At 68.9% G+C, this 26,044-nt stretch carries 23 protein-coding genes and 2 pseudogenes; 11 read left to right on the top strand and 14 right to left on the bottom strand.

Annotation, left to right across the window (positions count from 1 at the left end):
• Positions 1-2: 2 nt before the first annotated feature.
• The 5 genes from DL990_RS39740 (at position 3) to DL990_RS39720 (ending at position 7,239) form a co-directional block, all read left to right on the top strand.
• Positions 3-1,478: a sugar ABC transporter ATP-binding protein gene (locus DL990_RS39740; RefSeq protein ID WP_125801750.1), complete on the top strand. Its 1,476-nt coding sequence runs from the start codon at positions 3-5 to the stop codon at positions 1,476-1,478.
• A 38-nt stretch (positions 1,479-1,516) separates the two neighbouring features.
• A complete protein-coding gene (locus DL990_RS39735) occupies positions 1,517-2,473 on the top strand; it encodes an ABC transporter permease (RefSeq protein WP_125783117.1) in 957 nt (318 codons plus the stop codon).
• Positions 2,470-3,462, top strand: coding sequence for an ABC transporter permease (locus DL990_RS39730; RefSeq protein ID WP_199746791.1), 993 nt, complete (start codon positions 2,470-2,472; stop codon positions 3,460-3,462). Before DL990_RS39735 ends, DL990_RS39730 begins: the two co-directional genes overlap by 4 nt.
• Before the next feature lie 9 nt (positions 3,463-3,471).
• Positions 3,472-6,195 carry an AbfB domain-containing protein gene (locus DL990_RS39725; RefSeq protein ID WP_125801749.1) on the top strand — a complete coding sequence of 908 codons (2,724 nt, stop codon included), beginning with the start codon at positions 3,472-3,474 and terminating at the stop codon, positions 6,193-6,195.
• A gap of 300 nt (positions 6,196-6,495) precedes the next feature.
• Positions 6,496-7,239 carry a LysR family transcriptional regulator substrate-binding protein gene (locus DL990_RS39720; protein ID WP_125801748.1) on the top strand — a complete coding sequence of 248 codons (744 nt, stop codon included), beginning with the start codon at positions 6,496-6,498 and terminating at the stop codon, positions 7,237-7,239.
• Here DL990_RS39720 and DL990_RS39715 read toward each other — a convergent pair.
• Genes DL990_RS39715 through DL990_RS39705 form a run of 3 tightly spaced genes read right to left on the bottom strand, consistent with a single transcriptional unit; the run spans position 7,236 to position 9,054 of the window.
• Positions 7,236-7,613, bottom strand: a complete 378-nt coding sequence (locus DL990_RS39715) for a DUF5997 family protein (RefSeq protein WP_233598746.1) — start codon at positions 7,611-7,613, stop codon at positions 7,236-7,238. The two genes, DL990_RS39720 and DL990_RS39715, sit on opposite strands and share 4 nt — an antisense overlap.
• A 23-nt stretch (positions 7,614-7,636) precedes the next feature.
• Positions 7,637-8,704 (bottom strand): DUF1648 domain-containing protein, encoded by a 1,068-nt coding sequence (locus DL990_RS39710; protein ID WP_233620708.1) that lies wholly within the window; start codon positions 8,702-8,704, stop codon positions 7,637-7,639.
• Positions 8,659-9,054: a GntR family transcriptional regulator gene (locus tag DL990_RS39705; protein WP_125782981.1), complete on the bottom strand. Its 396-nt coding sequence runs from the start codon at positions 9,052-9,054 to the stop codon at positions 8,659-8,661. The genes DL990_RS39710 and DL990_RS39705 overlap by 46 nt, the downstream gene beginning before the upstream one ends.
• A gap of 79 nt (positions 9,055-9,133) precedes the next feature.
• Between DL990_RS39705 and DL990_RS39700 the strand changes: the two genes are divergently transcribed.
• Positions 9,134-9,487, top strand: coding sequence for a hypothetical protein (locus DL990_RS39700; protein WP_233620707.1), 354 nt, complete (start codon positions 9,134-9,136; stop codon positions 9,485-9,487).
• Here the strand turns inward: DL990_RS39700 and DL990_RS39695 are convergent.
• Complete coding sequence (locus DL990_RS39695; RefSeq protein ID WP_125782985.1) at positions 9,484-9,978, bottom strand: hypothetical protein; 495 nt, start codon at positions 9,976-9,978, stop codon at positions 9,484-9,486. The two genes, DL990_RS39700 and DL990_RS39695, sit on opposite strands and share 4 nt — an antisense overlap.
• A gap of 221 nt (positions 9,979-10,199) precedes the next feature.
• Here DL990_RS39695 and DL990_RS39690 point away from each other — a divergent pair, with 221 nt between their 5' ends.
• Complete coding sequence (locus DL990_RS39690) at positions 10,200-11,336, top strand: serine hydrolase (RefSeq protein WP_125801747.1); 1,137 nt, start codon at positions 10,200-10,202, stop codon at positions 11,334-11,336.
• 225 nt (positions 11,337-11,561) lie between these two features.
• On the opposite strand, the gene DL990_RS39685 is transcribed toward DL990_RS39690, so the two are convergent.
• Entirely contained in the window at positions 11,562-12,305 is a 744-nt protein-coding gene (locus DL990_RS39685) for an isocitrate lyase/phosphoenolpyruvate mutase family protein (protein ID WP_125801746.1), read from the bottom strand.
• A gap of 43 nt (positions 12,306-12,348) precedes the next feature.
• Positions 12,349-13,368, bottom strand: coding sequence for a sigma-70 family RNA polymerase sigma factor (locus DL990_RS39680; RefSeq protein ID WP_125801745.1), 1,020 nt, complete (start codon positions 13,366-13,368; stop codon positions 12,349-12,351).
• A gap of 384 nt (positions 13,369-13,752) precedes the next feature.
• On the opposite strand from DL990_RS39680, the gene fusA reads away from it, so the two are divergent.
• Complete coding sequence (gene fusA, locus DL990_RS39675; RefSeq protein WP_125801744.1) at positions 13,753-15,792, top strand: elongation factor G; 2,040 nt, start codon at positions 13,753-13,755, stop codon at positions 15,790-15,792.
• Between the two features lie 96 nt (positions 15,793-15,888).
• Here the strand turns inward: fusA and DL990_RS39670 are convergent, their stop codons facing one another.
• From DL990_RS39670 to pdhA, 6 genes and pseudogenes are all read right to left on the bottom strand, one after another.
• Positions 15,889-16,662 carry a PE-PPE domain-containing protein gene (locus DL990_RS39670; protein ID WP_125782995.1) on the bottom strand — a complete coding sequence of 258 codons (774 nt, stop codon included), beginning with the start codon at positions 16,660-16,662 and terminating at the stop codon, positions 15,889-15,891.
• A 72-nt stretch (positions 16,663-16,734) separates the two neighbouring features.
• Positions 16,735-17,013: a VOC family protein gene (locus tag DL990_RS39665; RefSeq protein ID WP_370305939.1), complete on the bottom strand. Its 279-nt coding sequence runs from the start codon at positions 17,011-17,013 to the stop codon at positions 16,735-16,737.
• A pseudogene (locus DL990_RS39660) lies at positions 16,922-18,307 on the bottom strand (MFS transporter); the annotation flags it as partial. The pseudogene DL990_RS39660 and the gene DL990_RS39665, both read right to left, overlap by 92 nt.
• An 80-nt stretch (positions 18,308-18,387) precedes the next feature.
• Positions 18,388-19,572, bottom strand: coding sequence for a dihydrolipoamide acetyltransferase family protein (locus tag DL990_RS39655; RefSeq protein WP_125782999.1), 1,185 nt, complete (start codon positions 19,570-19,572; stop codon positions 18,388-18,390).
• Positions 19,565-20,563 carry an alpha-ketoacid dehydrogenase subunit beta gene (locus tag DL990_RS39650; protein WP_125783001.1) on the bottom strand — a complete coding sequence of 333 codons (999 nt, stop codon included), beginning with the start codon at positions 20,561-20,563 and terminating at the stop codon, positions 19,565-19,567. The genes DL990_RS39655 and DL990_RS39650 overlap by 8 nt, the downstream gene beginning before the upstream one ends.
• Positions 20,563-21,651: a pyruvate dehydrogenase (acetyl-transferring) E1 component subunit alpha gene (gene pdhA / locus DL990_RS39645; protein ID WP_125801743.1), complete on the bottom strand. Its 1,089-nt coding sequence runs from the start codon at positions 21,649-21,651 to the stop codon at positions 20,563-20,565. The genes DL990_RS39650 and pdhA overlap by 1 nt, the downstream gene beginning before the upstream one ends.
• A gap of 135 nt (positions 21,652-21,786) precedes the next feature.
• On the opposite strand from pdhA, the gene DL990_RS39640 reads away from it, so the two are divergent.
• Together DL990_RS39640 and DL990_RS39635 are read left to right on the top strand one after the other, a co-directional pair.
• Positions 21,787-22,269: an Lrp/AsnC family transcriptional regulator gene (locus DL990_RS39640; protein WP_125783005.1), complete on the top strand. Its 483-nt coding sequence runs from the start codon at positions 21,787-21,789 to the stop codon at positions 22,267-22,269.
• A gap of 769 nt (positions 22,270-23,038) precedes the next feature.
• The gene (locus DL990_RS39635) at positions 23,039-23,500 is read left to right on the top strand and encodes a hypothetical protein (RefSeq protein WP_125783007.1); all 462 of its coding nucleotides are present in this window, start codon (positions 23,039-23,041) and stop codon (positions 23,498-23,500) included.
• On the opposite strand, the gene DL990_RS39630 is transcribed toward DL990_RS39635, so the two are convergent.
• Entirely contained in the window at positions 23,457-24,632 is a 1,176-nt protein-coding gene (locus DL990_RS39630; RefSeq protein WP_125801742.1) for an ROK family transcriptional regulator, read from the bottom strand. The genes DL990_RS39635 and DL990_RS39630 overlap by 44 nt on opposite strands.
• 95 nt (positions 24,633-24,727) lie before the next feature.
• On the opposite strand from DL990_RS39630, the gene xylA reads away from it, so the two are divergent.
• Complete coding sequence (xylA, locus tag DL990_RS39625) at positions 24,728-25,897, top strand: xylose isomerase (RefSeq protein ID WP_125783011.1); 1,170 nt, start codon at positions 24,728-24,730, stop codon at positions 25,895-25,897.
• 35 nt (positions 25,898-25,932) lie between these two features.
• Here the strand turns inward: xylA and DL990_RS39620 are convergent.
• Positions 25,933-26,044, bottom strand: a pseudogene (locus DL990_RS39620) (IS5/IS1182 family transposase); the annotation flags it as partial.

The following is a 26,044-nucleotide window of genomic DNA, read 5'->3' as shown; positions in this document are numbered from 1 at the left end:
CGATGGAACCGGTTCTCGAGGTCGAAGGCGTGACGAAGACGTTCGCCGGGGTGCGCGCGCTCGACGACGTGTCGTTCGCGCTGCGGCCGGGCGAGGTGCACGCGCTGGTGGGCGAGAACGGCGCCGGCAAATCCACGCTGATCAAGGTGCTCACCGGCGTGCACCGGCCGGACTCCGGCACGATCCACGCGCGGGGCGCGATCTCCACGATCTACCAGGAGGTCAACCTCATCCCGCTGATGAGCGTGGCGAGCAACGTGTATCTCGGCCGCGAGCCGAGGAAGCGGTTCGGGCTGGTGGACTGGGCGCGGATGAACGCGGACGCGGCGGCACTGCTGAAGGACTACGGCATCGACGCGGACGTCCGCCGTCCACTCGGGACACTCGGCGTCGGTGCCCAGCAGATGGTCGCGCTGGCCCGTGCGGTGTCGGTCGACGCCGACGTCGTGATCATGGACGAGCCGACATCTTCGCTGGAGCCGCGCGAGGTCGAGACGCTGTTCGAGGTCATCGGCAGGCTGCACGAACGCGGGATCGCGATCGTGTACGTCAGTCACCGGATGGACGAGCTCTACCGGATCTGCGACCGCGTCACGGTGCTGCGGGACGGCAAGCGGGTCCACACCGGACCGCTCGCGGAGCTGCCGCGACTGGAACTGGTGTCGATGATGCTCGGCCGCAGTGTCGGCGACATCCGCTCGCACGGTGCGACGGCCTTCGAAGGCGACCACGAGGCGGGCCGGGAACCGGTGCTGCGCGCGGAGAACCTCACCAGCGGCAACCGGCTCGGCGGGGTCTCGGTGGAGATCAAACCCGGCGAGATCGTCGGCCTCGCCGGGCTGCTCGGCTCCGGAAGGACCGAGACCGCGCGGGCGATCGTCGGTGACCTGCCGTTGTCCGGTGGCACCGTCCTCGTCGGGGGAAAGCAGGTCCAGCTGGGGAGTGTGGCCGCCGCGATGCGCGCGGGTGTCAGCATGCTCGCCGAGGACCGCAAGACCGAGGGGATCATCCCGCATCTTTCGGTGCGGGAGAACATCGTGCTCGCCGCGTTGCCGAAGCTGTCCCGTTTCGGCATGGTCAGCCGTGCCCGGCAGGACAGGATCGTCGACACGTTCGTGAAACGCCTGCGGATCAAGGTGTCCAGCCCCGAGCAGAAGGTCGCCGAACTCTCCGGCGGCAATCAGCAGAAGGTGCTGCTGGCTCGCTGGCTGTGCACCGAACCGAAAGTGCTGCTGCTCGACGAGCCGACCCGGGGCATCGACGTCGGCGCGAAGGCGGAGGTGCAGGCGCTGATCGACGAACTCGCGAAGGACGGGCTCGCCGTCTTGCTGATCTCGTCGGAGATGGAGGAGCTCCTCGACGGCGCCGACCGGCTGATCGTGCTGAAGGACGGTGCGGTGGTCGGGGAACTGGCGGGGGACCGGCTGACCCAGGACCACGTGCTCGCCGCGATCGCTTCGGGCGGGGACACGGAATGACCAGCACCCAGCAGAGAACAGAGGATCCGGGAAGCACCATGACGGATACGGCGAAAACGGTGGACCGGACCCGGGTGGCGCGGTGGTTGCAGGAGTACGGCGTGTACGTCGCCGTCGTCGCGCTGGTGTTGTTCAACATCGCGTTCACGGCGAACTTCCTGACCGTCGGCAACTTCCGCACGCAGCTCATCCAGGCCGCGCCAGTGCTGGTGGTCGCGCTCGGGATGGCGCTGGTGATCGGCACCGAGGGCGTCGACCTGTCGGTGGGCGCGGTGATGGCGCTGTCGGCCGCGCTCGTCCCGCTGTACCTCGGGTACGGGACGTTGCCCGCCGTCGCCATCGCGCTGGCGGCGGGGTTGGCGGCCGGGGCGTTCAACGGCGTTCTGGTGGCCAGAGTCGGGATCCAGCCGATCGTGGCGACGCTCGCCTTACTGGTCGGCGGGCGCGGTCTCGCGCTCGTGCTCGCCGACGGCCAGCTCATCCAGCTGCACGACGAGACGTTCCTCGCGCTCGGCAACGGCGAGGTGCTCGGGATCCCGGTGAGTGTGCTCATTGCGGCGGTCCTGGCGGTGCTGATGGCGGCGCTGGTCGGGAAAACGGCGTTCGGCAGGCGGCTGGTCGCGATCGGCGGCAACCGGCGGGCCAGCGTGCTCGCCGGGCTGCCGGTCACTCGGGTCCTCATCGGCGTCTACGCGATCTGCGGGCTGCTCGCGGCGCTGGCCGGGGTGCTCTCCACCGCCCGGCTCGGCGCGGGCGACCCCGCGGACGCCGGCCTGCTGATGGAACTGTCCGCGATCACCGCGGTCGTGGTCGGCGGTACCCCGCTGACCGGCGGCCGTGTCCGCATCCTCGGGACGGTGATGGGGGTGCTGCTCATGCAGCTCGTCCGCGCCACGCTCATCAAGCACAACCTGCCGGACTCGACCGCGCAGATGATCCAGGCCGCGATCATCGTCGGCGCGGTGTACGTCGCACGGGAACGGAGCAGCCGATGACCGCGGCGCCCACGATGGCCGCTCAGGACTCCACCCGGCGCGAGCTGATGACCGGAGTGCTGCAGAAACAAGGCGCGGCGATCGCGCTGGTGCTCATGGTCGCCGTCGCGTGGCTGCTGTTCCCGCGCTTCGGCAGCTTGGACAACCTGCGTGACATCGCGTTGCAGAGCTCGTTCCTCGCGATCATCGCGCTCGGCATGACGTTCGTGATCATCACCGGCGGGATCGACCTGTCGGTGGGCTCGGTCTACGCGCTCGGCGGGGTCCTCGCCGCCTACGGGTCGCAATGGGGTTTCCTCGTGGCGCTGCTGCTGCCGCTGGCGGTGTGCGGGCTGATCGGGTTGATCAACGGGCTGCTCGTCGCGAAGACCGGGATGGCGCCGTTCATCGTCACATTGGCGTCACTGCTGTTCGCCCGCGGGCTGCTGCTCGCGATCACCAGCGAGGGCGCGACGACGTACAAGATCCCGGAGGGCGAGGCGTTCGTCGAACTGGGCCGCGGCACGATGTTCGGCTTCGGCTACCCGGTGTTCATCGCGGCGGCGCTGTGCCTGATCGGCGGGCTCGTGCTGCGGCGGACCCGGTTCGGGCAGTCGGTGTTCGCCACCGGCGGCTCGGAGCAGTCCGCGAAGCTGATGGGACTGCCGGTGGCGCGCACCAAGGTCACCGTCTACGTGATGAGCGGCGTCCTGTCCGGGCTCGCGGGCGCGCTCACCGCGGCCTACCTGCAATCCGGTGTCACGGTGATCGGGGTCGGCCTCGAACTGGACGCCATCTCCGTCGTCGTCATCGGGGGCACCCTGCTGACCGGTGGAATGGGCACGATTCTCGGAACTGTCATCGGCGTAGGCATCCGAACGGTCATCCAGAACGTAATCAACCAGATAGGAACTCTCGACAGCAACTACCAATCGGTGGTCAGCGGCGCGTTCCTGCTGGTGGTCGTTGTTCTGCAGCGGTCGCTGGCCCGCACGACCGCCCGGAGATAGGGAGATCGCATGCACCGAAGAACCGCGCGCGTCCTGAGCGTCGTGGCCGGTCTGCTGGCCGCCGCGACGACACTCGTGCCCGTCGCCCAAGCCGCCCCCGTCCCACTTCCCACCCCGTGGACGGATCAGGTCTCGCCGTCGAACGCGCTGCCCGAGTACCCGCGTCCGCAACTGGTGCGCTCCGAATGGCTCAACCTCAACGGGACCTGGGGTTTCACCGGCGCGCCGAATCTGAACTCGCCGCCGATCGGCAGGCCGCTGAGCGAGAACGTCCTGGTGCCCTACCCGATCGAGTCGATGCTTTCGGGGATCAAACGGCATGAGGACAACATGTTCTACCGCCGGACATTCACCGTTCCGTCCACTTGGGACGGCCGACGGGTGAAGCTCAACTTCGGCGCGGTCACCTGGGAGACCAGGGTCTGGGTCAACGGGACTTCGATCGGAAGCCACACCGGCGGTTTCGACGCGTTCTCGTTCGACATCACCCCGGCGCTCAGGGCGGGGGAGAACGAGATCGTCGTCGGCGTCGCGTCCCCTGTGGACGGTAGCCGGTACCCGATCGGGAAGCAGCGCAAGACCCCCGGCGGCATCTTCTACACGGCGGCGTCCGGCATCTGGCAGACCGTCTGGCTGGAACCGGTCCGGGCCGAGCACGTCACCCGGCTCGACACCACTCCCGACGTGCCCGGTGGCGCGCTCGACCTCGTCGTCCAGGGCACTCCCGGGCAGCAGGCGACCGCCGAAGTCCTTTCGGGCGGTCAAGTGGTCGGTACCGCGAGCGGGGCGGTGGGCTCGCACATCCGGGTCCCCGTGCCGAACGCGCGGTTGTGGTCACCGGACGACCCGTTCCTCTACGACCTGCGCGTGCGGCTGCCGGGAGGCGACGCCGTCACCGGGTACTTCGGGATGCGCTCGCTGGGCAAGGCGATGGTCGGCGGCGTGATGCGGCCCCTGCTCAACGGCAAGTTCGTCTTCCAGCTCGGCACGCTGGACCAGGGATACTGGCCGGACGGCATCTACACCGCGCCGACCGACGAGGCGCTGCGGTTCGACCTCGAACGCCAGAAGGCGCTGGGCTTCAACATGGTCCGCAAGCACATCAAGGTCGAACCCGCGCGGTGGTTCTACCACGCGGACCGGCTCGGGCTGATGGTCTGGCAGGACATGCCATCGCTCGACTCGATCGACGAAGTCCCGAACGGGCACACGAACTTCGAGTCCGAACTACGGCGCATGATCGAGCAGCACAAGAGCATCACCTCGATCGTGCAGTGGGTGCCGTTCAACGAAGGCTGGGGAGAATACGACGCCGGGCGCATCGTGGACCTGGTCCGCTCGATCGACGACACCCGGCTGATCAACCACAACTCCGGCTCGAACTGCTGCGTGTCCGATCCGGATCCTGGCAACGGTGACGTGATCGACGACCACGCGTACCAGATGTCGACCGGGACGAGACAGCCGGACGCGCGGCGGATCGCGGTGCTGGGGGAGTACGGCGGCCTCGGCAGACAGGTGGCCGGCCACGAATGGGAGCCGGGCAAGGGTTTCGCGTACGGCGCGCTGTACCCGGACGAGACGTCGCTGACGAACCGGTACGTGGAGATCACCAAGCAGGTCGGGCGGTTCGTACACGGCCGCGGGCTTTCCGCGTCGGTCTACACCGAACCGTACGATGTCGAGAACGAGGTCAACGGCTTCTACACCTACGACCGCCGCGTGCTGAAGATGACCGAGGCGCGGGTGCGCGAGATCAACCAGAAGGTGCTCGCCATCGCCAAGGGTAAGGAGGTGGGCCGGGGCGAACTCGTGTCGTTGCGGGTCACCTCGGCCGGGTACACGGATCGCTATCTGCGGCACCAGGACGACTTCGTCCGGACCGATGTGCTGGGCGAGGGCAGCGCGGACCTGGCCAAGAAGGACGCGACGTTCTGGGCCCGGCCGGGGCTGGCCGACGCGTCGTGCCTGTCGTTCGAGTCGCGGAACTACCCCGGGCACTTCCTGCGGCATTCGGCTTCGCGGATCCGCAAGGACGCGAACGACGGCTCGGCCCTGTTCGCCGGGGACGCGACCTTCTGCGCGCGGGAAGGCGCAGGCGGCACGGCACTGGAGTCGTTCAATCAGCGTGGCGCGTACCTCCGGCACTACGCCGCGACCGTCTATCTCGCGCGCAGCGGCGGGGCGAACCCTTGGGACACGCCGTCGAGCTTCGCGGCGGACACGACGTGGGCGGCTTCGGTCCCGCTCTGGCGCAGCGGCGCCGATCTGCCGCTGGACCAGGCGCGATCGTTCAAGGTGACCACACCCGGCTACACCGACCGCTTCCTGCGGCACCGTGACGGTCTCGCCCGGACGGACGTGGTGAACGCGTCGAGTCCGGCACTGCTGAAGGCGGACGCGACATTCGTCGTGCGGCGCGGGCTCGCCGATCCGTCGTGCTACTCGCTGGAGGCACGCAACTATCCGGGCCAGTTCCTGCGGCACGCGGACTTCCGGGTGCGGCTGGCCGGAAACGACAACACCGACCTGTTCGGGAAGGACGCGACGTTCTGCGCCCAGCCCGGGAGCGGTGGTGTCCGGCTGGCGTCGGTCAACGAACTCGGCACGAACATGCGGCACTACGCCGAGTACGTCTACGTCGCCGCCAGCGGCGGTGGCCACCCGTTCGACAACCCGGTCTCGTACGACCAGGACGTGAGCTGGGCGATCTCCGCGCCCTGGGCTCCGTAGCAGGCCTCGTGAGTGGCAAGGACGGTTAGGGCGGACCTGTATTTGCCTACCTACGCTGGACCAGGCCGAGAGGGTTGACGATGTAGGAATTGGGACGTTGAGTGTCCCGATTCCTACATCGTCACGACGTCGTGCCGGCCCCGGATCTTGATCAACGGAGGATGGGGACACTCAACGTCCCCAATCCTCCACGCTCGGCCCCTGCCGTAACACCGGCACCAGTGGGTAGGCGAATACCGGTCCGCCAGAACCGTCCTTGCCACTCACGAGCGCGATGACCACTCCCGGTAACCTTGCCCCATGACCGGCCCGGAAACACCCGCCTCCTTCAAGCTCGCGTACGTCCCCGGCGTGACGCCCTCGAAGTGGGTCCGGATCTGGACCGAGCGGTCGCCCGGCGTGCCACTCGAACTCGTCCAGACGACCGCGGCCGAGGCCGCCGGACTGGTCCGGGAGCGCGAGGTGGACGCCGTCCTGCTGAGGCTCCCGATCGATCGCGAGGGTCTGCACGCGATCCCGCTCTACACCGAGACGACCGTCGTGATCGTCCCCAAGGACCACCTGGTCGCCGCCGCGGACGAGGTCTCCGTCGAAGACATCGCCGACGACGTCGTGCTGCACCCGCTCGACGACCCACTGGACTGGGAGCGGCCGCCGGGGAAACCCGCACTGGAACGCCCCGCCACCACGGCGGACGCCATCGAGCTGGTCGCCGCCGGTGTCGGGCTCCTGGTCGTCCCGCAGTCCGTCGCGCGGCTGCACCATCGGCGTGACCTGACCTACCGCCCGATCTCCGGCACGCCCGAATCCGGCGTCGCGTTGTCCTGGCCGGACGAAGAGACCTCCGACCTGATGGAACAGTTCATCGGGATCGTGCGCGGCCGGACCGTCAACAGCACTCGGGGGCGGCAGCAGGCCCCGGAAAAGCAGACGCCCGAGAAGAAGGCGCCGTCGAAGAGCAAGCGCCCCCAGACCGCCGGCCGGAAGCCGCAGCCTGGGCAGCGCGGGGCTCCCAAGGGCGGGAAGCGCCGCCGCCGGGGCTAGCTCTCGCTACGGGCGGCCTTGACCCGCGCCTCTTCCTTGCGGACCTCGGCGTGGGTCTCGCGTTCCCGCGTCAGCCAATCCGGGGCGGCGGTCTTGATCTCCTCGATCTGCTCGGTGGTGAGGGCCTCGGTGATCCCGCCGCGCGCCAGGCCACTGATGGAGATGCCCAGCTTCGCCGCGATGACCGGACGCGGGTGCGGCCCGTTGCGGCGAAGCTCCCGCAGCCACTCGGGCGGTTCGGCCTGCAGCGCGTTCAGCTCGTCGCGGGAGACGACACCCTCCTGGAACTCCGCCGGGGTGGCCTCCAGGTACACACCCAGCTTCTTCGCCGCTGTCGCGGGCTTCATCGTTTGAGGGGTTTTCTGCGACGTCATTGCCTCAGGGTAACGCCCTGTGATCAGGCGCCCTTCTCGGGCAGCGTGACGATGCCGAGCCCGGCGAGCACTCCGAGCACGGCGACCGCGGCGAGGACGATCCAGGCGATCGGATGCCCGAGGTTGAGCGTCCAGTAGGTCCCGACCCGCCGGTGCACCAGAAGCGCGGGGTCGTTCCGGTTCAGGTACACCATTCCGGCGGCGTGCCAGTAGCGGTCGTCGTCGCGTTGTTCGTACCGGGTCTCCGGATCGTCGCCGGTGGGTGACAACCGGTGCCCGGCGTCGCCCGCCCGGACGGAGAAGACGACCCAGGCGATGAAGGCGGCGGCGAGCGGCAGGTAGCCCACGATCGTCGTCGGCACCGTCGTCTCGACGATCTCCCAGAGTTGGAGCGAAACGACGAGCATCGTCGCATTGACGCAGCCCGCGGAGAGCAGCAGCAGGCTGAGCACCCCGTGCAGGTACTCCCGGTAGCGCGACGCCGATGCCGACGGCTGTACGGCGTCGATTTCGGGCCGGGCTCGTGAGATCGCGATGGTCAGGGGCGGGATCAGCACCACGACCAGGATCTGCGTGAGGACCGTCGAGAAGTTCGTCGCGCCCTCGAACAGGCCGATGACCGCCGTGACGACGAGCAGCAGCAGCGCCGGTGCCAGCAAAATCCACTGTGGACGGACCGGGTCCGAGCGCAGCGAGGTGTCGGCGGTGACTGCCTGCCGTGTCCCGGCGTACCAGCCCTCCTCGCGTTTCGCGGCGACGATCGAACGACTGGCCAGGCCGCCGAGCAGCGAATAGGCCACGACGAGACCGACAAGGACGACCTCGGGTGCGAGCCCGTCGATGAGGACGACGGCGCAGGCGACAACCGCACCCGCCGCGATTCCCCGGTTGTAGCGGCGCCGCGCGAGGAGGATGACGGCCTCTCCGGTGCGCCGGGTCGGGACCCGGACGCCGAAGGGGAGGGTCGGCCGCGCCAGCGCGGGTGCCGAGGCGAAGGCGGCCGCGGTGAACGCGACGAGGGCCAGGTTCAGCCAGAGCGGTCCGGTCATCGCCGGGCGCTCACGGCGAAGGAGTCCAGCACGGACCCGCACCGGCTGGTCACCTCGCGCGGGCCCAGGCCAAGAGCGACGGCTTCGGCGAGCAAGGTGCGCAGGCGTTCCTGCCATTCGTCCGCGTAGCCGTCGTCCGCCGGCCCGGAGGACGCGTCCCGCCGGACGACCGCGCCGGTCTTGCGGTTGATGCGGATGAAGCCCTGCGTCCGCAGCAGGTCATAGGCCTTATTGACGGTGTGGAAGTTGATCCCGAGATCGGCGCCGAGGTGCCGGGTGGAGGGCAGGGCGCTGCCTTCGGCCAGTACGCCGTCGGCGACGGCTTCGACGATCCGGTCGCGGATCTGCTGGTAGATCGGAACCTCGCTGTCGAGGTCGAGAGTCAGCAACACCTCGCAAGGATATCTGCTATACACTTGCTATAACAACTACATCAGATGGCTATGGAGAAAGGCGGTCACGATGGCGACGATGGACATCACCGAGGGTGGAGTACGGGTGAGGTTCTCGGGTTGGGAGCGGCTGGCCGTATGGCGCGACGAAGTGGTCGTTCCGCGGGCGGCGATCAAGGTCGTCGAGCACGTCGACGCACCCCTGCGGCGGACGCGCGGGGGACGGGTCGGGGCGCTGATCAGCGGCGTGCTGAAAGTGGGTTACTGGGGGTTGGGCACAGGGATTCGTCAGCTGGTGTCGGTCCGCAGGGGTGTGCCGGGGCTGCGGATCGAGATCGATCGCGGGGTTGCCGGCCTCTCGTTCGACGAGGTGCTCGTCAGCGTGCCGAACGCGGCGGAACTCGCCGACGCGCTCGCGCCGAGCAACGCCTAGAGGTAATCGAAGAACCGGTCCCACCACGACGGCGGCCGGTCCGGGGGATAGAGGGCGTCGAATCCGCTGATCCCGGTGTACTTGGTCCACAGCGGGTGTTCGGAGACGGGCAGGTAGCCGAGCGCTTCCAGCTCGTCTTCGACCCGTCTTCGGACCGGTGCCGGGAAGAACTCCCGTTCCTCGTCTTCGTCGTAGCTGCCCGGATTTCCCAGTGTCACCGCGACGAGGCCGCCGAAATTGCTGACCGTGACGGTCACCCGGTCCCGTGCGGAGGTCGCGCTCGCCGGGATCGCGATCCTGCCGAGGTGGCTGGCGTCCTGGACGTGGCGGTCGACTTCGCAGGCGCAGCCGAAACGGTGGCCGAGCCGTTCGGCCAGTCGCTCGAATCGAGCCCGTTCGGCCGGTCCGTCGAAGTCGTGCGGCACCTCCCAGTGGCCGGGTTCGTCCAGCTCTCGCAGCATTGCCCAGGTCTGCTGTTCGTCGAGGGGCATCGTCGCCTCCCGGCCTCGGGTGGTCTAGTCCACTTACCGAACTGACCTTAGCCAGCTACATCACGCGCCGACAATGGTGGGACGAATTCTGGTCAGAAAATATTCGCGGGAGACGATGGGTAGCGCCAGCGCTACCCGTGATTCGGCAGCCTGCACTCCTGATCTTCGCGTCCGATCGGGCCAGAGTCATAGGCATCGATCCGTTCGAGCAAGGAGTGCGAATGACAGTACGCAAGGGTGTCGTCGTCCTGACGGTGGCAGGGCTGATGGGCGCCGTGTGGACCACGGCGGCGGACGCGGCCCCGGCCAAGGGGTCTGAGCTGCAGAAGGGCCTCGACTCGTTGGTGCGCCAGGAGAAGTTCCCGGCCGCGCTCGCCTACGTGGCCGAAGGAAGGCGCACGGCGTCGCTGGTCGCGGGGTCCTCGCGGATCGATCGCCAGGTTCCGGTTCCCCGGGACGGCATGGTCCGGGCCGGCAGTAACACCAAGACGTTCACAGCGGTCGTGGTCCTGCAGCTGGTGGCCGAGGGCAAGGTGGAACTGGACGCGCCGATCGAGAAGTACCTGCCTGGGATCGTGCGCGGCGAAGGCATCGACGCCACCAAGATCACCGTCCGGCACCTGCTGCAGCACACCAGCGGGCTGCCGAACTACACCGAGTACCTCGGGCTGGAGAACTTCGAGCAGCTGCAGCACCGATACTTCCCGAGCCACGAACTGCTCGCCGCGGCCTTGAGTCACCCGGCGAAGTTCGCGCCCGGCACCAAGTGGGAGTACAGCAACACCGGCTATCTGCTGGCGGGCATGCTGATCGAGAAGGTGACCGGACGCCCGATCCAGGAGCAGATCACCGACCGCGTGATCAACAAGGCGGGCTTGAAGCACACCTACTGGCCGCAGGTCGGTGATCAGACCATCCAGGGACGGCATCCGCAGGGTTACGCCATCGGCAACGCCGCCACCGGCAAGGTGATCGACGCGACCGAGCTGGACCCGTCCTGGGGCGGCGCCGCCGGACAGCTGATCTCGACGCCTCGCGACCTCGGCGAGTTCTTCCGGGTACTGCTCGAAGGCAGGCTGCTGCCCGCCGCGCAGCTGGCCGAAATGCGGAAGACGGTCGACGCGCCCCTGTTCCCGGGAACGAAATACGGCCTCGGCCTGATGAGCAATCCGCTCAGCTGCGGTGGCGTGTACTGGGGACACGGCGGGGACATCCACGGATTCGAAACGCGTGGTGGAGCCACGGAAGACGGCCGCACCGTCGGGCTCGCGGTGACCGCGCTGCCGGGTACCTTCGGCGACGGGGCGAAGGGCAGCAAGGCGGTCATGGCCACTGTGGACACCGCGTTCTGCAAGTGACGGGTGCAGTGGGTCGTGAGTGGCGATTCGGGTTATTGAGGGGTAAGGCGAAGGTGGCAGGTTGCGAAAGCCACTTTGGCAACGTTCAACGTTGTGAAAGTGGCTTTCGCAACACCTGGGTACCCCACGACCGCGAGCGAGTCCCCGCCACCCGCGACACCTTTGCCTTACCCCTCAAGAGAATCCGAATCGCCACTCACGACCACCCCGGCCGTGCGCTCAGGGCTACAGCTTCTCGATGGCCGTCCGGAAACCCGCCAGCGCCGCGCGGTAGAAGCGCGGGCCATACGACACTCGTGCCACGCCGAGTTCCCGGAGCGCGGCCAGATCCAGTTCCTCGCCGACGTTGCCGTTCACCGGACACGCGAGTTCGGTGACCAGCGCGGCGATGTCGTCACGGCGTCGCACCCCGATCGGGTACACGCAGTCGGCGCCGGCGTCCCGGTAAAGCCTGCCCCGCCGGATGGCCTCGGCAAGCCTTTCCGGCTCCGGGATCCCTCGGTCACCGAGGAACGCGTCGACCCGGGCGTTGACGACGATCGGGACGCCCGCCTCGGTCGCGGCCGAGCGGATGTCCGCGAGCCGCTGGGCGTGCTCGGCGGCGTCGGTCAGCTTGCCGGTCCGGTGATCGGTGTCCTCCAGGTTGCAGCCGACGGCGCCGGTCTCCAGCAGCCGGTCCACGAACTCCCGCGGCGCCAGGCCGTAACCCGCTTCCGCGTCCACGGTGACCGGCAACGACACCGCGTGGGCGACCCGGCCCGCCGCCGCGAACATCTCTTGCCACGGCGCGCCTTCGCCGTCGGGGTAGCCGAGCATCGCCGAGACGGCGGCACTGGCGGTGGCGATCGCGGGGAAACCCGCTTCCGCCACGACTTCGGCGCTCGCCGCGTCCCAAACGTTCGGCAGGACGAGCATTTCCCCGCTGTGCAGGGCGCGGAGTGTTTCGGCGAGTGCGTTCAGGTCGGTCATCGGTTTCTCCTCGATCGGTACGGGGTCATGGAAGAGCGCGGGATCAGCCGCGCAGCGAGCGGGGAAGCCCGAAGGCGGCGAGCAGTGAGTTGTCGAGGAACCGGGTCACCGCGGTGATCCGGTCGCCGGCCAGTTCCAGCACGAGCACGCCGTGCGCGTGCCCGATCGGCGTCCTCGGGTCACGGAGGTAGCAGCCGAAGGCGGGTTGACCGTTCGCGCGGGTCGGGATCAGCGAGTACCGGCGGCCGTCGGAGAGGGCGACGGTCGCCAGGAAGTGCCCGACGGCGTCCGGACCCTGGTACTCCAGGGGAAGCGGGGGCATGGTCAGCCACGCGTCGTCGGTCAGCAGCGCCACGATGGCCTCGACGTCGCCGGTCTCGAAGGCGTGGGCGAACTCGTCGACGATCTGGCGTTCCCGTGGCGAATCCGGTAGGGGAGCGGTCTCGCGTCCGCCGCCTGGCATCTCCTTGGCCAGCGCCGAACGCGCCCGGTTCAACGCGCTGGTCACGGCGTTCTCCGTGGTGCCGAGGATCCCCGCCGCCTCCGCGGCGCGGAACCCGAGGACGTCCCGCAGCACCAGCACGGCCCGCTGCCTCGGCGGAAGTTGCTGGAGCGCCGCCAGGAACGCGAGCGAGATCGACTCCCTGGCTTCGTAGCGTGCCTCCGGGCCGGGCATCTGATCGGCGATCCCGTCGAGCAGGACGTCGGGGTAGGGCTCCAGCCAGCTGGGTTCCGGGCGGCGGCGCGACGGCTCGGGCAACGGGACCTCCGGTCGGTAGGCCGCGTGGTCGTGCGGGCGGCGGCCGCCCGCACGCAGCGCGTTGAGGCAGCGGTTGGTCGCGATCCGGTACAGCCAGGTCCGCACGGACGCGCGTTCCTCGTACGCGTCGATCCCGCGCCACGCGGCCAGCAACGTCTCCTGCAGCAGATCCTCGGCGTCCTGCACGGAGCCCAGGATGCGGTAGCAGTGCACCTGCAGCTCACGGCGATACGGCGCGACGAGGTCTCGGAACGCCTCACCGTCGCCGGTCTTCGCCAAGCTCAGCAGCTCGTCCGCCCCCATGCCCGGTTCCTTTCTCCTGTGGTGTCCCTCGACAAGGATGGACACCGCCGTCGCCGGAAACTGGTCGGTCTCCGCCGAATCCGCGGAAAATCGGTTTCCGGCCCGCGTCCGCGGTGGTTACACTCGCCGCGAATCATCCCGGCGAGGAAGGACAGGACCGTGCGTCATCACCACGCCGTCGTCGTCCCCTCGGCCCGCTACGAGGTGATCCTCGTGTCTCCGCGCACCCGGTGCCTGCCGCGCGGCTAGCACCGGCCCGTTGACGAACGCCTGACCTTTTCGGGCCCTCTTCCCGTCGCCCCGCGACGGCGAGGGCGCCTGCCCGCGTTCGCCCCGAATCGCGCAGTCCGAGCTCCGGAGATCACTTTTCGAAAGGCCCGCGCCATGCGCACCGTCCCCCTGTCCGCCGTCCGCAATCTGGGCATCCTCGCCCATGTCGACGCGGGCAAGACCACACTGACCGAACGGATCCTGTACGTCACCGGCACCACCTACAAACGCGGTGAGGTCCATGACGGCACGACCGTGACCGACTTCGATTCCCAGGAGCGAGACCGTGGCATCACCATTTTCGCCGCCGCCGTCAGCTGCTCGTGGGACGGCCATCTCGTCAACCTGATCGACACCCCCGGCCACGTCGACTTCTCCGACGAGGTCGAACGGTCGCTCCGGGTCCTCGACGGTGCCATCGCGGTGTTCGACGGGGTCGCCGGAGTCGAACCGCAGAGCGAATCGGTGTGGCGCCAGGCCGATCGGCACGGCGTACCGCGGATCGCGTTCGTCAACAAGCTCGACCGTGCGGGTGCCGACCTGGACGCGGCCGTGGAATCCATCCGGGAGCGGCTGCATCCGCGTCCGCTGGTGGTCCAGCTGCCGATCGGGGCGGAAGACGGTTTCGCGGGCGTCGTCGACCTGCTGCGGATGCGGTCGCTCGTCTGGGCCGACGGCGGCGAGAGGGCCGAGGAAGGTCCGGTTCCGGAGTCCCTTGTGGACGAAGCGAACCGGCGTCGCCGTCTGCTCGAAGAGACCGTGGCGGAACTCCATCCGGCCGCGCTGGACGAGTTCTGCGAGTCGTCCGCGGTTTCGACGGAGACGCTGGTCTCGGCGCTGCGCGAGCTGACCCGCACCGGGGACGGCGTCGTGGTGCTGTGCGGCTCGGCGTACCGCAACCGTGGTGTCGAGCCGCTGCTCGAAGCCGTCGTGGCGTATCTGCCCTCGCCGTCGGATGTCCCGCCGGTCCGGGGTGAGTACGAAGGGACGGCTCACGAACGGCCCGCCGATCCGTCGGCACCGTTCGCGGCGCTGGTGTTCAAGGTGACGTCGACCGCCACCGGGCGGTTGACCTACCTGCGGGTGTATTCGGGCACGATCCGGACTTCGGAGGCGGTGATGGACGTGGGCAGCGGCCGGATCGAGCGTGTCGGCCGCATCCTGCGGGTCCAGGCGGACCGGCACACCAGGGTGGACAGTGCCGTCGCGGGCGACATCGTCGCGGTGGTCGGGCTGAAGACGGCGCGTGCCGGCGCGACGCTGTGCACGCCGTCGGCGCCGCTCCTGCTCGAGCCGCCCGTCGTGGCCGATCCGGTCGTGTCGGTCGCCGTCGAGGCACGCACGGGAACGGACACGGAACGGCTGGTGTCGGCGCTGGGGCGGCTGGTCGAGGAGGACCCGTCGCTGGTCATCCGGACCGATCGCGAGACCGGTCAGACCCTGCTCTCGGGAATGGGCGAGCTGCATCTGGAGGTGGCGGTGGAGAAGATCCGGCGCGACCACGGGCTCGCCGTCGGCGTCGGGCGGCCTCGCGTCGCCTACCGCGAGACTGTGGCGCGCGGCGTGTCCGGCTTCGTCTATCGGCACGTCAAACAGGACGGTGGCGCCGGGCAGTTCGCTCACGTCATCATCGACACGGAACCGTTGGAGGAAGGGGAATTCGAGTTCGAGTCCACTGTGGTCGGTGGCCGGGTGCCGCGGGAATACGTCCGCGCCGTCGAGGCGGGTTGCCGTGACGCGCTGGCGGAAGGCCCGCTCGGCGGGCATCCGGTGACGGGTGTCCGGGTCACGCTGACCGACGGGGCCACCCACTCGAAGGACTCGTCGGAGATGGCGTTCCGGACGGCTGGGCGGTTCGCGCTCCGGGAGGCGTTGCGCGCCGGTGCGATGACGCTGCTGGAGCCGGTCGCCGAAGTGACCGTCACCGTGCCCGAAAGCGCCGTCGGCGTGGTGCTCGGCGACCTCGCCGGCGGGCGCGGCCGGGTGCTGGGGTCGGCGGTGCGCGCGGGTACGACCGTGGTCACCGCGACCGTGCCGCTTGCCGAACTGTTCGGTTACGCGACGCGGCTGCGCAGCCGGACCCAGGGCCGGGGCACCTTCACCGCCCGGCCGACCGGCCACGCCCCGGCACCGGAAGGGCAGCCGGTCCGGTAGAACGACGATGGCCCGCCCACGACACTGTGGGCGGGCCATCGCCCGAACCGCTGTCACCCGGCGATCGGGCGCCGGGCGGCAGCCGTCTTCAGCCGGTCACGCCGCCGGCCACGGCGGACGGCAGTTCTGCCGCGGCAACGCGTGCGAACCGTTGGTGTACACGCCGTCCGCGATCGTGTCCTCCATGATCGAGCGGTGATCGGCCGGCCGGGCCCACTGGTAACACAGGTGCTGGGCGAAGTACCCGCCCGGCGCTTCGATGGTGTCGAAGTGGCAGACGCCGTCGGTCTCGATGCAGTAGCGGATGAACGGGATACCGCCGAAGTCGGTGCGGCCGGGCCCGAACGACACGTAGCCGCCGAACGGCGACGGCGCCCCGGTGCCCGGCGGGAGCACCGCGCTGATCCCGCGTCCCGGCGGACCGACGGGCTGCATCGGGTCGGCGAAGATCTTCGCCCTGAACCGCGACTTGTCCACGGCCAGCTTCCCGTCGGCGATGTCGTTCAGCACCAGGTTCGCGACCAGTGCGCCCTGCGAGTAGCCGACGACGGTGAATTCCGCGCCGGGGTTCTCGTCGAAGGAGCTCTGGACGACACGGCGGGCTTCTTCGTGCCCGCGCGCGACGCTCTGGTCCATCGGCGTCTGGTCGCAGTTCGGTGCTCCGGCGGCCCCTGCCGGGTAGTGGACCACCTTCCGGATCCCGCCTCGCAACCAGGCGTCGTTGTAGACGGTCGCGGCTCCGTCGCAGGTGCCGCCGATGAGGATGTAGTACCGCGCCTGGTCGGCTTGGGCAGCCGGCGCGGTGACGCCGATCAGCCCGGCTGCCAGCGCGGCCGCCGCCAGGACCCCCCTGAGTTTCTTCACATTCATCGTCCCTTCCGTTCGATTACGGTGCGTGTTCGAACGCTAGGGATGCGTTATGAAATTCTGATGAAACAGCCTTCAGCGATGCGACAGCACGTTGACCACGTGACCGCCGGGGTCACGGACGAAGAACCGCCGGACACCCCACGGTTCGTCGGTCAGTTCGTGCACGATCTCGGCACCGGACGCCTTCGCCTCCTCGTACGCCGCGTCGACGTCGTCCACCTGGATCGAGACGGCCGGGACGACGGGCGCCGTCTCGTCGTGGGTCATGAGACTCAGCTGCACCTCCGGACGATCCGGATCGGCCAGGGTCACGATCCAGCCGTGATCCATCACCACTTCGAAGCCGAGCACCCGCTCGTAGAAGACTTTCGCCTGCTCAAGTGACTTGGTCTCGAGGTCGGCTACCACTCTCGTGATCGACATGCGCCGATACTGGCACAGCCGTCCGACGGTTTCGGGGGAGCAGGAGCGGCGTCGCGAGCATGAGCGCCCCGGCGATGCCGACCGCGGCACGCGGACCGGTGACCGCGGCGAGCAGCCCCCACAGCGCGGTCAAGGCCGCGGTGGTGAGTTTGCCGGCGATCGACCAGGCCGAAAGCGTGCGCGACGCGCGGTCGAGGGGCACCATTTCGAGCCTGCTGGTGGCGAGCACCGGGTTGAACACGCCGATGCAGGTGATCAGGCAGAGTTCGACGACGATGACCAGGATCAGCCCGGGAACACCGGGCTGGATGAAGACGAGCCCGACGGGCCAGCAGATCCGCAGCCAACCGGTGACGAAGAGAACCCTGTCCCGACCATACCTCGCGACCATGGTCCGGGAGAGTCTCGAACCGACCAGCCCGCCGAGGCAGGGCACGGCGAAGGCCACCGCGTACTCCCAAGGAGCGAAACCGAGCTGCCCGAGCATCAGGACGGCCATCAGCGGGGCGGTCGCCATGATCAAGCCGTTGACCACGATCGTGTTGACGAACAGGGGTCGCAGCAGCGGATGGGTGAGGATGAATCGCCATCCTTCCCGCAGGTCGCGGCCGGTCAGCCGCGGACCTTCCGGCCTCGCGGGTGGCGGTTCCGAACCGCCGGCCGCACGGATGCCGAGTGCCGAGAGCAGATAGCTGACCGCGTCGGCGGCAATCGTGATCACCGGTCCGAACAGGCCGACGGCGAAACCGCCGAGCGGCGGGCCGAGCACGGTCGCCGTCCAGGTCGTCGATTCGAACCGGGCGTTCGCGACCAGCAGATCTTCCGGCGGCAGCAGGGTTTTCAGGAAAGCCCCACTGGCAGCCAGGAAGGTGATGTCCGCCGCGGCGACGACGACCGACACGGCGAGAAGCTGCGCGAAGCCGAGCAGCCCGAACGCGTACGCCACCGGCACGGTCAGCAGCGCCGCGCACCGGACGAGGTCCATCGCGATCATCACCGGCCGTTTCCGGCGGAACTCCACCCAGGGGCCGAGCGGCAGCGCGACCTCGGCGTCGTCGACGAGCCCGGCCGCCGCGAGGAACGAGACCTCGGTGGTGCCCGCGCCCAGCGCCACGATGGCGATCAGGCTGAACGCGTCGAACGCGAACCTGGTGCCGAAAGCGCTCGCCGCGTACGCCGCCCAAAGCCAGCCGAACCGTCGCCCCAGCGATCTCCCACCCACCGCGAGATCAAAGCAAGCCGAGACGCGCAAGTCGAACAACGGGTCGTTGCCGGGTCACAACCGGCGGTTGTGCGACCCGCTCAGAGCTCCCCGAGCGCGGTGACCGGCGATTCGACGCAGTCGGCGACGAACCGGAGGAAGCCGCCGGCGGTCCCGCCGTCGCACACCCGGTGGTCGAACGCCAGGGTCAGTTCGCAGACCTGCCTCGCCACCAGCGCGCCGTCGACGACCCAGGCACGGTCGATGATCCGGCCGATGCCGAGGATCGCCGCCTCCGGATGGTTGATGATCGCGGCGGAGCCGTCGACGCCGAACACGCCGTAGTTGTTGACTGTGAATGTGCCGCCCGCCGGGCCGGGTTTGCCATCCCGGGCCTGTGTGGTCCGTTCACGAATCGCCGCCGAAAGTTCCCTTGTGGACAGTGAACCCGCGTCGCGGACGACCGGGACGACGAGCCCGCGGTCGGTCTGCGCGGCGAAACCGAGGTTGATGTCCCGCAACTGGACGATCTCGTCGCCTTCGACGCGCGAGTTCAGCTCGGGATACTTCCGCAGGCCCGCGACGGCGAACCGGGCGACGAGACCGAGGAGGCTCACCGGGCGGTCCGGTGCCGAAGCGTTGAGCGACTTCCGCGCGGCGACGAGTTCGGTCGCGTCGACGTCGACCCAGACCGTCGCTTCGGGGATCTGGCGTCGAGAGGTCGTCAGCTTGTCGGCGACTGCCTTGCGGACCCCGGTCAGCGGGATCCGCGTCTCGCCGTCTCTCGATTCGGGGACGGTGAGCGCCGCTTCGACGTCGGCGCGCCGGATGATGCCGCCAGGGCCGCTGCCGGTCAGTTTCGTCAGGTCGATCTTGTTGTCCGCTGCCATCTTGCGGACGAACGGCGAGATCACGCCCGGGGCTTTCGACGGCTTCTCGGGAGTCGCGACGACGGTGCGCGTCCGGCGGCGCCTCGTCGTGGTGGTCGTGCCGTAGCCGATGAGGACGTTGCCACTGCCTTCACTCGCCGTCGTCACGCCGGGTTCGGTGAAGCCGGGACCGATGGTGAGCAGGGGAGCGCCGACCGGCAGCGATTGGCCGGGTTCGCCGTGGAGGCGGGTGACGACACCGGCGAACGGCACCGGCACCTCGACCGCGGCCTTCGCGGTCTCCACTTCGACGACGGGCTGGTCGACAGCGACGGTGTCGCCTTCCGCGACGAGCCAGTTCACGATCGACGCCTCGGTCAGCCCCTCACCGAGGTCCGGGAGCAGGAAGTCAGGCACCGGCCACCACCGGTTCGTCGTGCCACTGCAACCGGGCGACGGTGTCCAGGATCCGGTCGACGTCCGGAAGCTGATGGCGCTCCAGCTTCGGTGGCGGATAAGGGATGTCGAGTCCGGTCACCCGCAGGACGGGAGCGTGCAGCTGATGGAAGCACTGTTCGGTGACCCTGGCGACCACCTCGGCGCCGTAGCCGCCGAAGCCTGCCGCCTCGTGGACGACGACCGCGCGCCCGGTGCGGCGCACCGAAGCGGTGACGGTCTCGTCGTCGAACGGGCTCAGCGACCGGAGGTCGACCACCTCGACGTCCCAGCCCTCGGCGGTGGCCGCCTCCGCCGTCTCCAGCGCGGTGGCGACCATCGGGCCGTACGCGATCAGCGTGACGTCTTTGCCCTCGCGTCGGACGACCGCGCGGTCCATCGCCGCGCCGTCGCGGGTGAAGGACACGGGCTCCTTCGACCAGTAGCGGCATTTGGGCTCGAGGAAGATCACCGGATCCGGCGAGTCGATCGAGTCGCGCAGGAGGTCGTAGGCGTCCTGCGGAGTGCCAGGCGTGACGACGCGCAGGCCCGGCGTGTGCGTGTAATAGGCCTCGCTCGAATCGCAGTGGTGCTCGACGCCGCCGATCCCGCCCGCGTAAGGGATCCGGATGACCATCGGCAGCGACAGCGCGCCGCGGGTCCGGTTCCGCAGTTTCGCGACATGCGAGGTGATCTGCTCGAACGCGGGGTACGCGAAGGCGTCGAACTGCATTTCGACCACCGGACGGAATCCGCCCATCGCCATCCCGACCGCGAAGCCGACGATGCCGGATTCGGCAAGCGGCGTGTCGAAACAGCGTTCCTCGCCGAAGTCGGCGGTGATGCCGTCGGTCACCCGGAACACCCCGCCGAGCGGGCCGACGTCCTCGCCGAAGATCAGCACGCGGTCGTCGTCCTTGATCGCGTCACGCAAGGCGGCGTTGAGGGCTTGTGCCATCGAGATCTCGGTCATCAGGCCTCCAATTCGGCCGCGACCAGCGCCCGCTGGGCTGCCAGCTGACGGGTCGGAGCGGCGTACACGTGCTCGAACAGGGACAGGGGATCCGGCTCGACGTCGGCGTTGAGGGTGTCGCGCACTCCTGCGGCGAACGTCTCCGCCTCGACCCGGAATCGCTCGATGTCGTTGGCGGACAACAGGTCCTCATTGGTCAGGTAGGTTTCAAGACGGCGGATCGGGTCGGCTTCGCGCCACTTCTCGACCTCGGCCTGGTCGCGATAGCGGGTCGCGTCGTCGGCGTTGGTATGCGCGTCGATCCGGTAGGTGTGAGCCTCGACCAGCACCGGCCCGCGACCGGACCGCGCGTGCGCGACGGCGTCGTCCAGCACCGAAAGGACCGCGACGGCGTCGTTGCCGTCGACCTGCTCGGAACGCACGCCGTAGCCGACACCCTTGTAGGCCAGCGCGGGGGCGGCGCTCTGCTTCTCGAACGGCACCGAAATCGCGAACCCGTTGTTCTGCACGAAGAACACCACGGGCGCCTTGAACACGGCCGCGAAGTTGAGCGCCTCGTGGAAGTCGCCTTCGCTGGTGGCGCCGTCCCCGATGAGCGCGAACGCGACGCTGTCCTCCCCGCGGCGCTGCATCGCGTGGGCGAGCCCGGCCGCGTGGAGGGTCTGGGTGGCCAGCGGGGTGCACTGCGGAGCGACACGGGTCTTGGCGGGGTCGTAGCCACAGTGCGCGTCGCCGCGAAGGAGCGTCAGGATCTCGCCCGGTTCGAGCCCGCGGGCGACGAGCGCGACGGAGTCGCGGTAGGTGGGAAAGAGCCAATCGGCGTCGGTGAGGGCCAGCGCACTCGCGACCTGGCAGGCCTCCTGGCCGGCACTCGACGGGTAGACCGCGAGGCGGCCCTGTTTGGTCAGCGCGGTCGCCTGCGCGTCGAACCGGCGGCCGAGCACCATCAGCCGGTAGGCCTCGACGAGCCGCTCGGACGGCGGCTCGGAGTAGTGACCGTGCTCGTCGACGCGTGTGCCGTCCTCGGCGAGGAACCGCACCGGAACCCCGGACGGCAGCAACGCGGCGGCGGGTGTCTCCCTCGACATGGCGCAGCACCACCTTTCACAGACATATGATGCTGAGATGGTGGATTCAGGAGTCCCAGTGTTCAAGGCCCAGGCGAAATGAGCGACAAAATGTCCTCAGAATCGGTTCAGCAGAGCCAACCGTCCGGTAGTGGCGTGGCTCACGGCCGGGATCCAGGACGAACGGTCCTTGCCCTCGACGACATCGACCGCGCCATCCTCGCCGAACTGTCCGCCGACGGCAGGCTCGCCGTCCGGGCACTGGCGGAACGACTGCACATCTCGCGCACCAACGCCTACGCGAGACTGGACCGCCTGATGTCCGAAGGCGTCATCACCGGCTTCGGCGCCCGGATCGACCCGCGGCGCGCCGGACTCGGAACGAGCGCGTACATCCTGATCACCGTCGAGCAGACCTCATGGCGCACGATGTCGGCCGAACTGCGGCAGATCCCGTTCGTCGAACACGTTTCGCTCGTCGGCGGCGACTTCGACATCCTGCTGCTGGTGCGGACGCCGGACAACGCTTCGCTGCGGGACGTCGTCCTGGAACGGTTGCAGGCACTGGATGGTGTGCGGTCCACGCGGACCTGGCTGATCTTCGAGGAGCAGTCGGGCGTCGCCCCACGTGAGTGGTGATCGGGTCCGAGCGCGTCACGGTCTGGATATCGCCGACTGCTCGAAGGGGTCAGAGTTCGAGTGGCGGTTCGGCTTGCTCAAGTGGTGGGCCAAGGCCTTGAATGTCCACAAAGGACGCTGTCCGACCGCCGAGTGTCCATTTGATGCTGATATGTCCGGCTTTCGACGGGGGTCGTGAGTGATTAGTAGGGTTCTAACCCTCCTAATCACTCACGACCCCTCTGTAAAACGCCCGAATCGGGCACTGCCACCTCGGTACTGTCCCCTGTGGACAGTCGAGGAGGTGTCAGGTCACTGTGACAAGCTCGCCTCCGCCCTCGCCGCCCACTTGACCAGCGGATATGTCACCTTTGTCGGGACCACTGCCCTCAGGGTGGGCAAGGAGGCCTTCATAGACCGGTGTGCGCGGCTGACCGATATGGCCTCGTCTGCCGTAGCCCTCGCTGACCGGCCGCTGTAACGCCCTCCGCTCGCCCGCCGAATACAGGCGGGTTCGATGGCGGAGGGTGGTGGGAACGTGGCGCGCGTCCTGTCGCCACGGTGACGGCGAGCGTCACTTCTCCGCCCACGACGACGGACTCGTTGAGCAGGAAAGTGACCACGAGGGTCGCCACCACCTGCCACAAGAATGGGGATCAGTGTTACGAGCCGGGGACGAACACCAGTGCCGGACAGGCCATTCGGGTGATAACGGTTCGGCATTCGATGTATCTGGCGTGCTTCCCATTGACACCTTCGTGCGATCGCGGCGACTGGGTGGAGGAATGCGGTGACGGTGGAGGACGCGGGTCAGGATTACCTGACGCGGCAGATCGGGGCTCTGCTCGAGGCGATTCGTGAGGAGGGCCCGGTCGGCGAGGGCCGGCGCAGTTTCCGGCTCGCCGGGCATCTCGCCGCGGAGGGCGGGTTCCACCTCGGTGACATCCTCGCGGCGACGGCGCACTTGCTGGCGGTCCACGCTTGGAACAACGGTTACCTCGGCGCGGCGGAACTGCTGACGCGCCGCATGCGGGACTTCGGCGCCGAGTCCGTGGAGCTGGTGCGGTACCTCGTGAGGCTGGAGACCGGGAGCGAGCAGGGCTGGCTTCCGCGAGACGACCGCGAAGCCCTCATCGACTACGCGCGGCGCGCCCAGCGGCCCGACATCGAGCGGCGGGCGCGGGCGATCGAGCCGTTGCTGCCCGGGGTCAGCGGCCCCGAGCGTCCTGATCGGATGGCCAGTGAGTCGTGAGATAGTTCTCCGGATCCGCGAGAACGCTTCGGATCACCGAGCCGGCGGCACCGCGTACGGCGGCTCCCGTGCCGAGCGACGATCGGATGACACGCACCGGCGACCAGGCCGTGCTGGGCACGCGGCGCTCCAGTTCGGCGAGGAGCGGCTCACGCAGCCATGGTTCGAGCCGCGCGTAGGTCCCGCCTAGCACCACCGCCGGGACGTCCATCAGGTTGACCACAGTGGACAGTCCGATGCCGAGATGGCCGGCGGCGGTGGTGACCGCGGAAAGGGCCGCACCGTCGCCTGCTTCCAGTGCGGAGACCAGCTCCTCGACCGTCTCCGCGCCCGCGAGCCGCAGGATCTCCTCCTGACCTGCCATCCGTTCCAGGCAGCCGTTCGCGCCGCAGGAACACGGCGGGCCGTCGGGTGCCACGGGCAGATGTCCGATCTCGCCGCCCGCGCCGCGGACGCCTTCGAACAGGGCACGGTCCAGCACGATCCCCGCACCGATCCCGATCTCGCCGGACACGTGGACGAAATCCGGCAACGCCGAGCCGTGCCAGAGTTCGGCGAGCGCCGCGAAGTTGGCTTCGTTGGCGACGGTGAACGTCTCCCCGAGCCGGTCCGCGAGGTCGACGTCGCGCCAGCCCAGGTTGGGGGCCAGCCGTATGAGACCGGATTCGACCAGGCCCGGAACGGCGATACCGACGCCGCCGACGGGCACCCCCAGCGCGTCCGCCTGCTTCCGTGCCTTGCGCAGGAACGCCGACACGCGCTGGAAAACGCGGGGGGTCCGGTTGTCCGCGTATCGGACCTCCTCCGCCCGGACGGTGCCGTTCAGATCGACGAGGCAGGACGCCAGGTAGTCGACGCCGATCTCGATGCCGAGTCCGTGCGGGCCGGTGGGGGAGAGCGACACGACGGTGCCGCGCCTGCCGGGGCCGGCCCGGCGTTCCGGCTCGCCTTCGGCCACGAGATCCGCCGCGATCAAGCGATCGACCACGATCGACACGGTGGCCTTCGTGAGCCCGGTGGCGGCGGCGAGGCCCGCCCGTGAGGTGCCGGGGCCGTCCGCGATCGCGCCGAGGACGAGGGCGGCGTTGTGCTGCCGCACGGTGTGCTGTCCCGCCGGACGCGTACCGATCATCGCGCGAGTGTATTCGTTCGATGCCTGAACGAAAGCCTTGACCCGCCGGATCGTCGTCGATAAGTTCAGGCATCAAACTAATGGGTGGAGGCGAAATGGCTCAGGCACCGACGCGTGAGGACAAGTTCAGCTTCGGGTTGTGGACCGTGGGCTGGCAGGCGAACGACATGTTCGGCCCGGCGAGCCGGGCCCCGCTCGACCCGGTGGAAGCCGTGCACCGTCTCTCGGACCTCGGCGCCTGGGGAATCACCTTCCACGATGACGACCTCATCCCGTTCGGCTCGGCCGACGCGGAGCGCGCGCGGCAGCTGAAGCGCTTCCAAGGCGCGCTCGACGAGACCGGTCTCGTCGTCCCGATGGTGACCACGAACCTGTTCAGCCATCCGGTCTTCAAGGACGGCGGCCTGACCAGCAACGATCGCGACGTCCGCCGGTACGCCCTGCGCAAGGTGCTGCGGAACCTCGACCTCGCCGCCGAATTGGGTGCGTCGACGTTCGTGCTCTGGGGTGGTCGTGAAGGCAGCGAGACCGACGCGTCGAAGGACGTCCACGCGGCGATGGACCGCTACCGCGAGGGCATCGACTTCCTCGCCCAGTACGTCATCGACCAGGGTTACGGCCTCCGGCTCGCGCTCGAACCGAAGCCGAACGAACCTCGCGGCGACATCCTGCTGCCGACCATCGGGCACGCGCTCGCGTTCATCTCCACACTCGACAACCACGAGATCGTCGGCGTGAACCCCGAGGTCGGGCACGAGCAGATGGCCGGGCTCAACATCGTCCACGGCATCGGGCAGGCCCTGTGGCAGGGCAAGCTGTTCCACATCGACCTCAACGGCCAGCGCGGCCCGCGGTTCGACCAGGACCTCGTGTTCGGCCACGGCGACGTGTTGTCGTCGTTCTTCCTGGTCGACCTGCTGGAGCACGGCGGCTACGACGGGCCGCGCCACTTCGACTACAAGCCGCTGCGCACGGAGAACATGGACGGCGTCTGGGCCAGCGCCGAGGCCAACATGGCCAGCTACCTGCTGTTCGCCGAACGTGCCCGTGCGTTCCGTGCCGATCCCGAGGTGCAGGCCGCGCTCGACGCCGCGCTCGTCCCGGAGCTGGCGACGCCGACTCTCGACGACGGCGAGACGGCGGCGGATCTGCTGGCGGACCGATCGGCGTTCGAGGACTTCGACCCGGACAAGGCGGCGGAGCGCGGTTACGGTTTCATCCGCCTGTCGCAGCTGGCCCTCGAACACCTCACCGGGGCGCGCTAGAACCGGTCGACGTCGCCTAGGGCGTGTCCTGTAAGTCATTGGAGCCAGAGCACGATCGCGGCGATGGTGAGTTCGGCTTGGTAGTAGGCGGCGCGTTTGGCGTAGCGGGTGGCCAGGTCGCGGAACTGTTTGAGCCGGTTGAAGCAC

The organism is Amycolatopsis sp. WAC 01416 (assembly GCF_003947485.1).
Taxonomy (GTDB): Bacteria; Actinomycetota; Actinomycetes; order Mycobacteriales; family Pseudonocardiaceae; genus Amycolatopsis.
Note: the sequence above shows the minus strand (reverse complement) of the source record. Positions and strands in the feature narration are given on the sequence as shown.